Below are 12,000 nucleotides of genomic sequence, written 5' to 3'. Positions count from 1 at the left end.
CCTTGACGTTGCGGTCCATAGGCGCACAGCGGACAAAGCAGAAAACAACGCCAAACCTCAGATCAGCAGCAGGCCCTTCATGCTGGAGTGGCCTTTCCTGCCGATGATGATGTGGTCGTGAACGGCAATGCCAAGCGGTTTGGCCGTCTCTATGATCAGCTTGGTCATCTCGATGTCGGCGCGCGACGGCGTCGGGTCTCCCGACGGATGGTTATGCGCCAGAATGATCGCCGTGGCGGAGAGCTCCAAGGCGCGCCTGACCACCTCGCGCGGATAGACCGGTGTGTGGTCGACGGTGCCGACCTGCTGGACTTCGTCGGCGATCAGCGCGTTTTTCTTGTCGAGGAACAGGATGCGGAATTGCTCGCGCTCCTCGAAAGCCATCACCGACCGGCAGTATTCGAGAACCTGCGTCCAGGTCGACAACAGCTCGCGGCCGGCGATCTCGCCGCGCGCCATGCGCTGCGCCGTTGCCGCAACCACCTTGAGGTCGAGCGCCACCGCCGGGCCGATGCCCTTCACCTCCTGCAGGCGCTCGACGGGCGCACCGAGGACCTCGGCCAATGTACCGAAGCGTGCCAGCAATGCCTTGGCGACAGGCTTGGTGTCGGCGCGCGGGATCAGCCGAAACAACAAAAGCTCGAGCAGTTCGTAGTCGGGGAGGGTGTTGGTACCGGCGGCGAAGCGCTCGCGCAGGCGGTCGCGATGGCCGAGATAATGCGGCTTGTCGGCGGCCACCGCCTTCGCGGGCGATCGCACTGGCCTTTCGGGAAAGAAGGCCCGCTCGTCGTCGTCACCGTTCATGGCTGCCCCACCCAGCATTTGCCGGGCAAGGTAACGCCCGATCTGCCAGACACTAGGCCCGCAGGCCGGGGCGGTCGAGGTTTTTTGGCGACAGCGTGAAGATCTCGCAGCCGGTCTCGGTGACGCCGATCGTGTGCTCGTACTGCGCCGACAGCGAACGGTCGCGCGTCACCGCGGTCCAGCCGTCCGACAGCACTTTCACATGCGGCCGGCCGAGATTGATCATCGGCTCGACGGTGAAGATCATGCCCGGCCGCATCTCGACGCCTTCGCTGGCGCTGCCGTAATGCAGGATATTCGGCGCGTCGTGAAACAGCCGGCCAACCCCGTGGCCGCAGAAATCGCGCACCACCGAGCAACGCTCGGCTTCGGCATAGGTCTGGATGGCGGCGCCGATGGCGCCGGTTCGGGCGCCCGGCTTGATTGCCGCGATGCCGCGCATCAGGCACTCATACGTGACTTCGAGCAGCCGCTCCGCGGCACGCTTGATCGTGCCCACCGGATACATGCGCGAGGAGTCGCCATGCCAGCCGTCGAGGATATAGGTGACGTCGATATTGACGATGTCGCCATCCTTCAACGGCTTGCTGTCGGGTATGCCGTGACAGACGACGTGGTTGATCGAGGTGCAGGATGATTTCGTGTAGCCACGGTAGTTGAGCGTCGCCGGAAGCGCGCCATGATCCATCCCGAACTCGAAGACGAAGCGATCAATCGCTTCGGTGGTGACGCCGGGCGCCACAATCGGTACCAGTTCGTCGAGGCAGCGCGCGGTGAGATCGCAAGCCTTGCGCATGCCGACAAAACCTTCCTCGTCGTAAAGACGGATCTGGCCGGTGTTTCTGAGCGGTGCCGTGGCGGCGTCGAGATAGGTGACCATTTTTGTCCGTCTTGCAGGGATGCGAGGCCTGGATGAGCCCGCGAGAGAAATCCCCCCAGATTTGGCACCGGAAAGCGCAAGGTTCAAGGACGAACTGCCGGCGACGGCCGAAGACCGGCGATATTCATGCCTGGGAGCATTCTCCTTGCCTGCAGCGGCTCATGCTTCCGCCGGGTTCATCTGGCTACCGCAGTGACGACACATTTCTAGGCGAGAAGTCGGCCCAAGCGTTAGCCGCCACGGCAACTTTTTGCGACGAACGCCGCTGCTGCGGGGTCGGTTCGGGAGAGATCGAATGGACAGACTGCAATTCGAGGTGCCGGTGCGGATCGCGCCTGTGCCCGGCCAGCCGGTCGAGGAAATCTACAGTGTCGAGCAGGCGCTCGATTTCCTGCAAACGTGGCCGGTTCGCCGGAAGGGACCAACCTACCAGGCCGCGTTCAATGCCTGTTTTGGCGCCACGGTGGACATCGTCGAGACCGAAGACGCATGGCGGGCCTTCATGGCCTTTTGCCGGCTGAGCGGCCTCCTGGCCAGGGACATGATGGTGCCGCGCAAGCGCGGCGGCGAGGCGAGGGGACTGCGGGCGTAGACAGCCTTCGACGTAGTCCTCAGTCGTCTTCGCCTCTTCTTGCCGACATCCCTATCAGAGTGGCGGGTCCAGCAAAGCTTGCGCAGCATCACGCTGGCGATAGACATAATGCCAAGTTGAAATGCTGGTACGCCCAAGGGGAATCGAACCCCTGTTACCGCCGTGAAAGGGCGTTATCTGGCACAGGATGATACTTCCTGATACGCTATTAGACATTTGATTTCGCTGCGCATTATCGCATATAGTGTCATCTTGGTTCTAGCCGTTTCGTTGATCACAAAGCAACGAAATTGACAACGAAAACTCCGGGATGACACATGGCGCAACGCCGAAGCAGCCTTTCCAGCAAGACCAGTCGTGCATCTCTGCCGGCGTCTGACGCCCCTGAATGGGAGGTAATCAGCCCCGGCGTTCGCCTTGGATATCGGCGCGGTCGCGGCGTCCACGGTCGGGGAGGGGCTTGGCTTGCCGCCTCACGGGCAAACGACGGGAAGCGCCTCCAGACCCGCCTGGGCCGTGCAGACGACGTCCTACCGGCCGATGGCTCAAAGGTCCTGACGCATGAGCAGGCCAAAGATGCTGCGCGGTCCTGGGCCAAGTCGCTGAAGGCCGGCAGCTCGGTTCCCGCGGCGTTGACCGTAAACGACGCCCTCGATCGCTATTTCGAAGCGCGAGCCGCTGAAGGTATGAAGTCGATCGGCGACGCCAAGTCGCGAGCAGCTTTCCACATCCGGCCAAAGCTTGGGGCAGTGAAACTCACTGATCTGACAATCGAGAAGATCCGCGTCTGGCGCGATGGGATGGTCTCCGCTCAGAAGCGCCTGCGTACCGGCAAGTTCGCCGAAAAGGCCAACACCGTCATCGTGGATCTATCCAACCCCGAAGTAGTCCGTCGCCGTCGTGACACAGCAAACCGAACGCTGACGACGTTGAAGGCGGCTCTCAACTGGGCCTTCAACAACCGGCTCGTAACCGACGATGCCGCCTGGCGGCTGGTGAGGCCTTATCGCGGCACGACTGCCGCGCGGGTCCGCTTTCTCTCCCCGGCCGACCAGAAGGCCTTGATAGCCGCCAGCAATGGCGCCATTCGCGATCTCGTTTCCGCCGCCCTGGTGACGGGCGCCCGCTTCGGCGAGCTCGCCCGGCTGTATGTGTCGGACTATGACGCCGTCAACAAGTCAGTCTTCATTGCCGAGAGCAAGAGCGGGAAGCCTCGGCACATCCCGTTGCCTGCTGGCGGCGCGGACCTGTTCGAACGTCTTGCCCGTGAGCGCCCCAGCGGTGAGCCGCTGCTTCGGCAGGAGAGTGGCGCGTCATGGGCGCCGGCGACCTACCATCGCCCGTGGAAAGCGCTCCTAGCCCAAGCCGGGCTGTCGGACGTCACGCTCCACGAGATCCGGCACACCTACGCCAGCACGATGGTCCGCAACGGGGCGCCCCTCATCGTCGTGGCCGAAGCGCTAGGGCACAGTGACACGAGGATGGCAGAGAAGCACTATGCTCATTTGGCGCCGTCCTATGTCGCTGACACGATCAGACGGTTGGCTCCTGACATCTGACGAAGGAGAGGATCAACAAGGTGTTTAACGTTCTTCAGGACTGGCGAGCGTTTCGCAACATAAGGCGGCAAGAACGTCAACGCGCCGCGCTCCGGCAATTGGTCGATTTATCCCGGACGCCGGCCTTTCTCAAAGAGCGCTTGGAAAAATTCACTGAGATTGTAGCCGCCGATCCGGAGGCTAAAGCGGCAGTGGCCGACGCCGATAACTGGAAGAGGAATTGCGACGCACACGTGCCTGTCCACGATGCCGCGATCCAAACGGCAGTGAGCGTGGAAGACGAATGGCGCGAAATACAGCTGTCGATCTCGATGCTGGACACGCTGATCGTAAAGGAGCTGAGAATGATCGTAGCGGTCCGCGATGCATTTCGCCGAAAAGGGTGCCCTGACAGCGTGACAGAAATCGTTCTCGACTCCTTGCAAATGCTCGATCTTTACAAGACGAGAGCAGACAATCGTCGCAAGCTTTATGAAATGGCTGACGGCGTACGTGTAAGGATGGCGGTATACACCCCGGCTTGACGGGCCCGACCAGTCTCAGAGGAAGTTTGCCCAATGACTTTCGGCAACGATCGAGATTGGTAATCCCTGCTCCCGCCATGCGGTAGCCTTGACGATCTTATCGCCGAATGAGGAATGTTTCCACGATTCGGTGGCGTAGGCGCCAATCACCAAGACCTCTGTCTTTTGGGTCAAACCGCCCGAGAACCCACCGCGATCTGCAATAGCCTGCTCGCAGTGTTTTCTCTGACCGAAATTGAACGTGCCGGTGAAACAGTATAGCCGGCCCGCGAAAGTCAACGTCGGGGCTGGATCGCAGAGTGGCAGCGTCGTCGGCTTTAGCACTTCTCCGAGTTCGAAATCGCGATTCGAGAAGCTGTTTAGCGTATCCAAAAGCTCAGCGTGTTCATCGGCGTCGACCACGCCATCGGCGAGAATATCATTGATCCGCCGATACAGGGTCCGAATGATTGGCTGATCGCTGATCTCCGCATTTGCAGCCAGCCATTTCTGAAGAAACTCAACTTCGGCCTTGTTGATGGTCCCGTCCGCAGCCAGACCACGAGCGAGGCCTATGAGTTCGTCGACCTGGCGAGCGGAAATGCGGTCGCCACCGACGCGATTGTAAACTTGTCGTTCATTTCTAGCCCCCTTAGTCGCACACAACGGGGTTCGTTCGCCCGTCCCAATCTGTATGACAGTTCGAATCGCGCACCGCCTCAACGCGCCATTTCACGCTAGGCATCTCGTCGATGACGCCCTCGAAAAACGCATACACAACGACCGCGCATACCAGCCCGGCGCACCAGCCGAGCCAATTGCGGCCACTTCGCTCAGCTGCCCTCACACCAACCCAAATGCCGGCTGCCGTCGCGGACAGAAACCCCGCATAATACAGAACAATTGCCAAGTACGATTGGAAGAACCCCGATACGAAATCGCGCTCTGGCCACGCCATGCGCACCGCGTCCAATGCTACGGTAAGAGCCGCGACGGAGACCACTCTTGCCCAAAGAGGCCAATCCAACCAAGTTGAGAATGCACGGTCGATCATCCAATTAGTCCTAGCATAGGCTCTCACACGGGATGCCATCGCCATCTCGGTCCAGCTTGCGGCCCCACGAACAGTTGCCAAGATACCATTGGGCTTCATCGCAGGAACTGATCTGCGAACAGGTTCGCCGCGGCTCGCATGAAAAGCCGCTCTGCGCGATCAACTTGCGGCTGACGAGGCCAAGCGGCTGGCTGGGCGTCGCGCCATCGGCGTGCGCCGCACGCCAATTCCAGGGCGCCTGAAACGTTCCGACCCACAGACCGACCTTCGCCGCCTCTGCCTTTGCTTGCTGCTCCGCGTACGCGCCGTCGCTATAGCGCGGCCAATCCAGCGCCTGGCCGTGTTCCACCATCCATGAGGCGACACTGGAGCCGTCCGCCCGCCGGCAGTCGCCGACAAAGCGGCCGTAGCGATCCCAAGTGACGAAGGTGCATTGAATCGGCCTCGAGACCGCCAAGAAACTGTCCAGTGCTTCGGCGGCACGGCGCCCGCACGGATACTCAGAACCCTTCGCGTCGTTGCAGTACTGCCGGCTCTCGGGCGCATCGATGCCGTTGAACCGGATGCGCTGGCCGTGGATCTCGATCGTATCGCCATCGATGACAGACGCGACACCGGCGATCGGCGCCGGCTTTGATCCGATCCAGTTTGATACGTTGAGCTCGGGCACAGGATCGCTATGTTGCATGACGAACTGCGTCCCGTAGGCTGCCATCGCGGCCAAGGCCACGAACACGAGCCGCTTCGGAACGCCAGCCAGTTGGCGCACGCGCCCCAGCTTACGCCACTGGTCGGATCGACCATTATAGCGAGACTTGCCCAACCCCTGTCTCCTCTTGAGGGGCAGAGTGCTTCTAATTGAGGGCCAAGTCCAGAGCCAGACGGCGGTCGGGCCTCTTGCCCGGCGGCGCACTGACCCAGGAACGCGCCAGCCTCTCCGATCGTTAACTGCTTTTGATCGAGCCGCCGTCATGCCGTCCACCTCCATACGCAAAACGGAATACGACCCGGACAGCAAAACTCTCTCGGTGTGGTTCGTCGCCAGCGGCAAACGGTACGAATTCGAGGACGTGCCACCGGACACTTACGCCGAATTCCGAGCCGCCTTCGCGAAGGGTCGCTACTTCAACGACCACATCCGCAACAACTTTCGCTACCGTCTGGTTGGGAGCGATTAGCTGCCCGGACACGCCTGATTTGTCGGCGGCCGAATTCCGTCCTTCGCCGTGCCAACCGGCGGTTGGTAGACGCGTTGCCGCTGTTGCCCTAAGGTCACTTTAGGTCTCCGCGCGCACCTGGCAAAGCCCGACCCACGCCCACCCCGCCTGGTGCAAAGCGCTTGATCGGTCCCGCCGTTCTGGCAGTGCGGCGGGATTTTTTGCGGTCAGTTGGAACACCGGCGCGCGGGGAAGGTTCGGTGCGCGCAGCAAATCCTTCCCCTAACACGATATTGCTGCAAGATCGGTAATGGCATCCGATCTGCCCGCGTCTCCTCCCTCCAGAGACGCGGGCTTTGAGCTTCGCGGAACCGAAACGTTCAAAGTTTATTGAATCGGGTCGGTGTGGCGTGGAGCTTGTATGAGCGGGACGAGGCTGGCGTTTATCCGTCCGATGATCCCGAAGCTGGTCGCAAAGCCGCCCGAGGGTGAACACTGGATTCACGAGATCAAGCTCGACGGCTACCGCACCCAGATCGTCATAAGCAGCCCTGACGATATTCGCGCCTTCAGCAGCAGCGGAGCGGATTGGACGCGGAAATACACCGGCATCATCGAGGCGGCGCGGGATCTCGACGTCAAGAGCGCGATCTTTGAGGGCGAGGCGGTCGTCACGGGCGTGAATGGCCTGCCCGATTTCGACGCACTACAGAAAGCCGTCCACAGCGATCCCTACGCCACGATCCTCGGCGCCTTCGACATCATGCATCTTGACGGCCACGATCTGCGCGACATCGGATGCAAGGCGCGCCGGGAAATTCTATTTGGCATCATCAAGCCGAACAGCCGCATCCAGTTCAGCGAGGCTCTACCCGGTGATGCCAAGTCGATTTTTCTACCTCGCTGACCAGGCTGGGCTTGAAGGGATCGTCTCCAAGCGCGCCGACAGCCCATATCGGAGTGGCCCGACGTCGAACTGGCTGAAGACCAAGAGCTGGACGGTCGAGGAATTCGAACTGCTCGGCGTCGAGCGCGAGCCGGGCAAGGCGGCGTTCGCCTTGCTGGCGCATCCCGACACCGGAAAGTATGTCGGTTCAGCCTTCATCTCGTTGGGGCGCGACATGAAGGAGCGGCTGTGGAAGCGGGTCAAGGAACATGCCGGCCAACCTCCGCAGGGCGTCAAGAAGCGACCGGCAACGCAGTGGGTTGGGCCAGGCGTGAAGCTGCGGATCAAGCATCTTCGTGGTGAACATAAGTATATACGCCATGCCTCGCTGCTTGGCTTCGGCGAGGAGGATAGTTGAGATGTCGCAGGAACTTAACGCCATCTCCCAGCTTGTGGCGATATGAGCACACGCGGGATAAACTTCCTCGACAAATGGATGGCAGAACACCTGCCGGATACCGTCGGCACAGACGTCATCTCGGTGAGCGAACTGACCCAGAAACTGTTTGCCGACGTTGAGAGAGCTGAAAAAATGGATGCCCTCAAGCGAACATATCGTCTGCAGTTCATGCTCAATGCCGAGGAACTCGCTGTCCTGGATGCTTGGCGGTTTGAGAACAGACTGCCGAACCGTGCTGAGGCAGTACGGGCGTTGCTTCAACGCGGGCTCATGGCAAAGGATTATGATGCAGAGCCAAGCGCACGTTCGGGCGATTTCAGAGTTCTCAGGCGCCCCGACGACTAGGGCGTGCATAACGCGTGGGTGGCATAGCAGCCTACTCGCGCGTCAGCCTCTCAACCGTCTCAATAATCGCCTTTGCCAGCGCCTCGCCCTCATGCACCGGCAGCGGTCCATAGAGCAGGTTCACTGCCTCCTCGCTCGGCAGAACGCCGGCTGGACAGGTGAGTTCGATCGCCATGCGAACGAGCTGCAGGCCAGTTCTTTCCCCGTAGATGTAGTTCTCATCCATCGCCAGGATACTGGCGCCCGTCCTGCGATCGTCAAGGCCGGCCGGCACGCATCATGGCCCGAGCGATGGCGAGCTGCGCCTCGACCTTGGCGTTTTCCTTCTGCGTCATGTTGTCCGCCGCGACCAGCCGCCGAAGCGACCGCATGATCTCCCCGCGCGTCCAGCCGGCCTCCAGCATGCAATCGACGATCACCTGAAAGCCCGGTTCCATCGCCTCCTGGCAGTCGATCTCCCGGTCGACATACTCATCCTGTCGTTTCGGCGCTCTGATCATCCTTTCCCACGCTCCTAGAGATATGCTTCGCCATCAGAACGGTGTTCAAAGCAGAACCAGTGCGATGGCTGCCGCGGCTTCGCGAAGCCCCATCCTGCATCCTTGCCACAGCCGGGATGCTCGCACCTATGGTGCTGAACGCCAGGCCGCGTGACGGGCTCTATTGCATCCGGCAGGCGGATAGGTTCATCGCTCATCGGGACGGGTTTAGGTGCGGCACGCCGGGCTTCTCTTGCGATCTTTGGACACAGTGAACGGAATGAGAACAAAATTGTCAAGAGCGCCTTGACCAGAGAGGAAAATGTTCCTTATTTCTGTTTCAATCTGATGCGGGAAGGAGCGATGGCGAAGCGCCAAAATGGACGCTGGCCGGCGAAGCTATGGCAAAAACTGCGGAGGACAATTTCCGGATCGAGGTTTGGGATCGGGAGGAAAAGGCCCTTGTCGAAACCATCTGTCGATCGCCGGATTCAAGCGTCAGCCAAGCCGCATGGCAAGCCGCCATTCGGCGCCGGCCGGGGATGCTGCTGATCCACTACAACGGCCGACATGTGATGGAGAAAATTATCACGCCAGGCGAGCCCATGGTGCCACCGCAAGCGATAGTGGAAGGCAGCGTGCATGCCGGGCTCGATGTGTCTCTTGGCGATCTGCGCGAATGGCACAAGCTGCGTGCCTGGTGCAAAAACTGTTCGCATCATGCCGAGGTGAAGCCGGCCGGTCTGATCCGGCGTTATGGCAAGGATGCGCTGTTCAGCACGGTCGAGCGGGCTCTGTTCTGCACAAGCTGCGACAGAGGCGGTCCGGTCAGACTGGAGATTCACAAGCTCCCACGGAACTGACCGTTGCCGTCGTCACGGCCAATGGTGGCGATCGGTTAAAACACCAGAAACATGCCAGACGTGTCGGTCGAAACCGCCGGATTATACTGAACGATGATAAGGCCCCCGGTGCCCGCGCCGCTGGTGCCTAGACCATTTCCTCGCCCGCCGCCGCCAGCGCCATAGTTCCCGCCAGCGCCGCCGCCTGAATTGCCTGACGCACCACCGCCGCCACCGCCAGAGCCAGCCGAGCCGCCTGCGGTAATGGAGAATTCACTACCGGCACCACCGACGCCCCCTGGGTTAGTAAATGTGCCGCCTGCGCCACCTGATCCCGCATCGCCGGAGCCACCTGTGCCGCCTGAAGCCGGGGTGACGCCAGTGTTACCGGCTCCATTCGTGCCCCCGGCACCGCCACCGCCCGCGCCACGCTTAGACCCGGCGGACTCACCCGTACCGCCGTTACCGCCATTGAATTTCGAACCGCCGGCGGGAACCGTCGACGCTGCCGCGGTGCCGCCGGTGCCTTCCTTCATGTCGATCTGGTCCTTGACCCAGTCCGGCATCTCGGAGGTGAGACCCTTGCCGCAGACGTCGCCTTCGAACGGTGCCCCCATTTCGATGATGTCGAAATCGACGGTGCCGGTCGCGATCGACTGCTGCAGGCGGGCGTTGTAGTCAGCCTGCGCCAGGTCGATCCAGTTGATCTTGGCGCCGGTATAGGTCTCCCACGGCTTCAGGAAGCCGCGAAACAGCACATTGTGCAGGTTCTGGTTGTTGAGCCCCATGAAGGTGAGTTCGACACCGGCGAATTCGCCTTCTTGGTGGCGCCAAGGCAAAGCTCGCCGACCTGCTGGAAGTCGGCATCGGTCGGCTGACCCTTGCCGACACCCGGGATCTGCAGGATCTGCGCACGCAGGTCGTCGGCGGCCGCAGCCGTGCGCGTCAGCGCACCAAGTCCGGCGCTTGAGGCCGCCGCGAGGGCGGCCATGCTGGCCGCTCCCTTCAGCACGTCGCGGCGGGTGGCCCCGGCGCGGACAAGTTGGTTATAAAGGCTGACTTTCATTTCGTTCCTCCCAGAAGGTCAATTGTGAATTGGTTCAGATGGTGGAGCGCCGATTATGTTCCCCAACGACAGCGACTCCGGTAAATAGCGGCCCGAATTCTCCCTCCCGCGACGCTTGGCATTCAGTGCCGGACAAGCGTACCGGTGCGCCCGGAACAGGGTCATAAGCCGGACACTGTCACTATTCGCACAACGAAGTGCGGTGTCAACGTGAATGGGTTTTTTATCTATAAGAGACTGACTTGCCCTCGCCGTTTGCGTTGTTTAGCTTCACGGCAACTGAAGGGGGAATGATGGCTCAAGTCGCGATCCGCAATGTGGCCAAGGCGTTCGGAACCGTCAAGGTTCTGCACGATGTCAGCGTCGACATCGCCGACGGGCAGTTCGTGGTGCTGGTCGGGCCTTCCGGCTGCGGCAAGTCCACACTGCTGAGGATGGTGGCCGGGCTGGAAACGGTCTCCGGCGGCACCATCGCCATCGGCGAGCGCATCGTCAACCATCTGCCGCCGGCCAAGCGCGACATCGCCATGGTGTTCCAGAACTACGCGCTCTATCCGCACAAGACGGTCGAGCAGAATATGGCCTTTGCTCTCAAGCTGCGCAAAACCGACCCGGCGGTGGTCACTGAGCGCGTCAAGCGCGCCGCCGACATCCTCGACCTCAATCCCTACCTCAAGCGCTATCCGCGCCAGCTCTCTGGCGGCCAGCGCCAGCGCGTCGCCATGGGCCGCGCCATCGTGCGCAACCCGCAGGTGTTCCTCTTCGACGAGCCGCTCTCCAATCTCGACGCCAAGCTGCGTGTCCAGATGCGCACCGAGATCAAGGAACTGCACCAGCGGCTGAAGACCACCACCATCTACGTCACCCACGACCAGATCGAGGCCATGACCATGGCCGACAAGATCGTGGTAATGCGCGACGGTCGCATCGAACAGGTCGGCGCGCCGCTGGAATTATTCGACCGGCCGGCCAACCTGTTTGTCGCCGGCTTCATCGGCTCGCCCTCGATGAACCTGCTCAAGGGCGTCGTGCGCAAGGGCGACAAGCCCGTCGTCGAGATCGCCGGGACGCCGTTCCCGATTGCGGCGACCAGTGCCGTCGAGGATGGCCGTAATGTCGTCTACGGCGTGCGGCCCGAGCATCTCGAAATCCATCCCGATGGTGTTCCGGCGAAGATTTCGGTGGTCGAGCCGACCGGTTCCGAGACTTTGGTGTTCCTGCGCTTCGGCGAGGGCGAGATGGTGGCGCTGTTCCGTGAGCGCCACGACTTCAAGCCGGGCGACACACTGCACCTGAAACCGCGGCTCGACCAGGTGCATCTCTTCGACGCAGAGACCGGCAAGCGTCTCTGATTTCGCCCCAGCAAACTTCGC

Annotated in this window: 16 protein-coding genes and 1 pseudogene; 9 read left to right on the top strand and 8 right to left on the bottom strand. The window is 61.4% G+C overall.

From position 1 onward, the window contains the following. Window positions 1–57: 57 nt before the first annotated feature. Window positions 58–804 (bottom strand): RadC family protein, encoded by a 747-nt coding sequence (radC, locus tag NKI97_RS15070; RefSeq protein ID WP_023678891.1) that lies wholly within the window; start codon window positions 802–804, stop codon window positions 58–60. A gap of 52 nt (window positions 805–856) precedes the next feature. After that, window positions 857–1,684 carry a type I methionyl aminopeptidase gene (map, locus tag NKI97_RS15065; RefSeq protein ID WP_352454462.1) on the bottom strand — a complete coding sequence of 276 codons (828 nt, stop codon included), beginning with the start codon at window positions 1,682–1,684 and terminating at the stop codon, window positions 857–859. Window positions 1,685–1,979: 295 nt separating this feature from the next. On the opposite strand from map, the gene NKI97_RS15060 reads away from it, so the two are divergent. The 3 genes from NKI97_RS15060 (at window position 1,980) to NKI97_RS15050 (ending at window position 4,359) form a co-directional block, all read left to right on the top strand. Beyond that, window positions 1,980–2,276 (top strand): DUF982 domain-containing protein, encoded by a 297-nt coding sequence (locus tag NKI97_RS15060; protein ID WP_352834949.1) that lies wholly within the window; start codon window positions 1,980–1,982, stop codon window positions 2,274–2,276. A 632-nt stretch (window positions 2,277–2,908) separates the two neighbouring features. Beyond that, window positions 2,909–3,835, top strand: a complete 927-nt coding sequence (locus tag NKI97_RS15055) for a tyrosine-type recombinase/integrase (protein WP_352834946.1) — start codon at window positions 2,909–2,911, stop codon at window positions 3,833–3,835. 20 nt (window positions 3,836–3,855) lie between these two features. Beyond that, window positions 3,856–4,359, top strand: coding sequence for a hypothetical protein (locus NKI97_RS15050; RefSeq protein WP_352834943.1), 504 nt, complete (start codon window positions 3,856–3,858; stop codon window positions 4,357–4,359). A 15-nt stretch (window positions 4,360–4,374) separates the two neighbouring features. On the opposite strand, the gene NKI97_RS15045 is transcribed toward NKI97_RS15050, so the two are convergent. Genes NKI97_RS15045 through NKI97_RS15035 form a run of 3 tightly spaced genes read right to left on the bottom strand, consistent with a single transcriptional unit; the run spans window position 4,375 to window position 6,215 of the window. After that, window positions 4,375–5,004: a BRCT domain-containing protein gene (locus tag NKI97_RS15045; RefSeq protein WP_352834940.1), complete on the bottom strand. Its 630-nt coding sequence runs from the start codon at window positions 5,002–5,004 to the stop codon at window positions 4,375–4,377. Further along, a complete protein-coding gene (locus tag NKI97_RS15040) occupies window positions 4,991–5,392 on the bottom strand; it encodes a hypothetical protein (RefSeq protein WP_352834937.1) in 402 nt (133 codons plus the stop codon). Before NKI97_RS15040 ends, NKI97_RS15045 begins: the two co-directional genes overlap by 14 nt. A gap of 10 nt (window positions 5,393–5,402) precedes the next feature. Continuing rightward, window positions 5,403–6,215 carry a thermonuclease family protein gene (locus NKI97_RS15035; RefSeq protein ID WP_352834935.1) on the bottom strand — a complete coding sequence of 271 codons (813 nt, stop codon included), beginning with the start codon at window positions 6,213–6,215 and terminating at the stop codon, window positions 5,403–5,405. A gap of 148 nt (window positions 6,216–6,363) precedes the next feature. On the opposite strand from NKI97_RS15035, the gene NKI97_RS15030 reads away from it, so the two are divergent. The 4 genes from NKI97_RS15030 (at window position 6,364) to NKI97_RS15015 (ending at window position 8,240) form a co-directional block, all read left to right on the top strand. Continuing rightward, window positions 6,364–6,570, top strand: a complete 207-nt coding sequence (locus tag NKI97_RS15030) for a KTSC domain-containing protein (protein WP_352748233.1) — start codon at window positions 6,364–6,366, stop codon at window positions 6,568–6,570. A gap of 400 nt (window positions 6,571–6,970) precedes the next feature. Beyond that, window positions 6,971–7,456 (top strand): ATP-dependent DNA ligase, encoded by a 486-nt coding sequence (locus NKI97_RS15025; RefSeq protein ID WP_352834932.1) that lies wholly within the window; start codon window positions 6,971–6,973, stop codon window positions 7,454–7,456. After that, on the top strand, window positions 7,428–7,853 hold the full coding sequence (locus NKI97_RS15020) for a hypothetical protein (protein WP_352834929.1): 426 nt from the start codon (window positions 7,428–7,430) through the stop codon (window positions 7,851–7,853). Before NKI97_RS15025 ends, NKI97_RS15020 begins: the two co-directional genes overlap by 29 nt. A 78-nt stretch (window positions 7,854–7,931) precedes the next feature. Next, window positions 7,932–8,240 carry a hypothetical protein gene (locus tag NKI97_RS15015; RefSeq protein ID WP_352748238.1) on the top strand — a complete coding sequence of 103 codons (309 nt, stop codon included), beginning with the start codon at window positions 7,932–7,934 and terminating at the stop codon, window positions 8,238–8,240. Window positions 8,241–8,271: 31 nt separating this feature from the next. Here NKI97_RS15015 and NKI97_RS15010 read toward each other — a convergent pair whose 3' ends face one another. Next, the gene (locus tag NKI97_RS15010; RefSeq protein ID WP_502901482.1) at window positions 8,272–8,514 is read right to left on the bottom strand and encodes a hypothetical protein; all 243 of its coding nucleotides are present in this window, start codon (window positions 8,512–8,514) and stop codon (window positions 8,272–8,274) included. After that, a complete protein-coding gene (locus NKI97_RS15005) occupies window positions 8,498–8,740 on the bottom strand; it encodes a hypothetical protein (protein ID WP_352748240.1) in 243 nt (80 codons plus the stop codon). Before NKI97_RS15005 ends, NKI97_RS15010 begins: the two co-directional genes overlap by 17 nt. 521 nt (window positions 8,741–9,261) lie before the next feature. On the opposite strand from NKI97_RS15005, the gene NKI97_RS15000 reads away from it, so the two are divergent. Further along, complete coding sequence (locus NKI97_RS15000) at window positions 9,262–9,582, top strand: hypothetical protein (RefSeq protein WP_352748242.1); 321 nt, start codon at window positions 9,262–9,264, stop codon at window positions 9,580–9,582. Between the two features lie 515 nt (window positions 9,583–10,097). On the opposite strand, the pseudogene NKI97_RS14995 reads toward NKI97_RS15000, so the two are convergent. Continuing rightward, window positions 10,098–10,627, bottom strand: a pseudogene (locus tag NKI97_RS14995) (sugar ABC transporter substrate-binding protein); the annotation flags it as partial. Between the two features lie 293 nt (window positions 10,628–10,920). On the opposite strand from NKI97_RS14995, the gene NKI97_RS14990 reads away from it, so the two are divergent. Continuing rightward, window positions 10,921–11,979 carry an ABC transporter ATP-binding protein gene (locus NKI97_RS14990; RefSeq protein WP_352449436.1) on the top strand — a complete coding sequence of 353 codons (1,059 nt, stop codon included), beginning with the start codon at window positions 10,921–10,923 and terminating at the stop codon, window positions 11,977–11,979. Window positions 11,980–12,000: the final 21 nt, after the last annotated feature.

This window comes from Mesorhizobium sp. M0296 (genome assembly GCF_040321675.1).
Lineage (GTDB): Bacteria > Pseudomonadota > Alphaproteobacteria > Rhizobiales > Rhizobiaceae > Mesorhizobium.
Note: the sequence above shows the minus strand (reverse complement) of the source record. Positions and strands in the feature narration are given on the sequence as shown.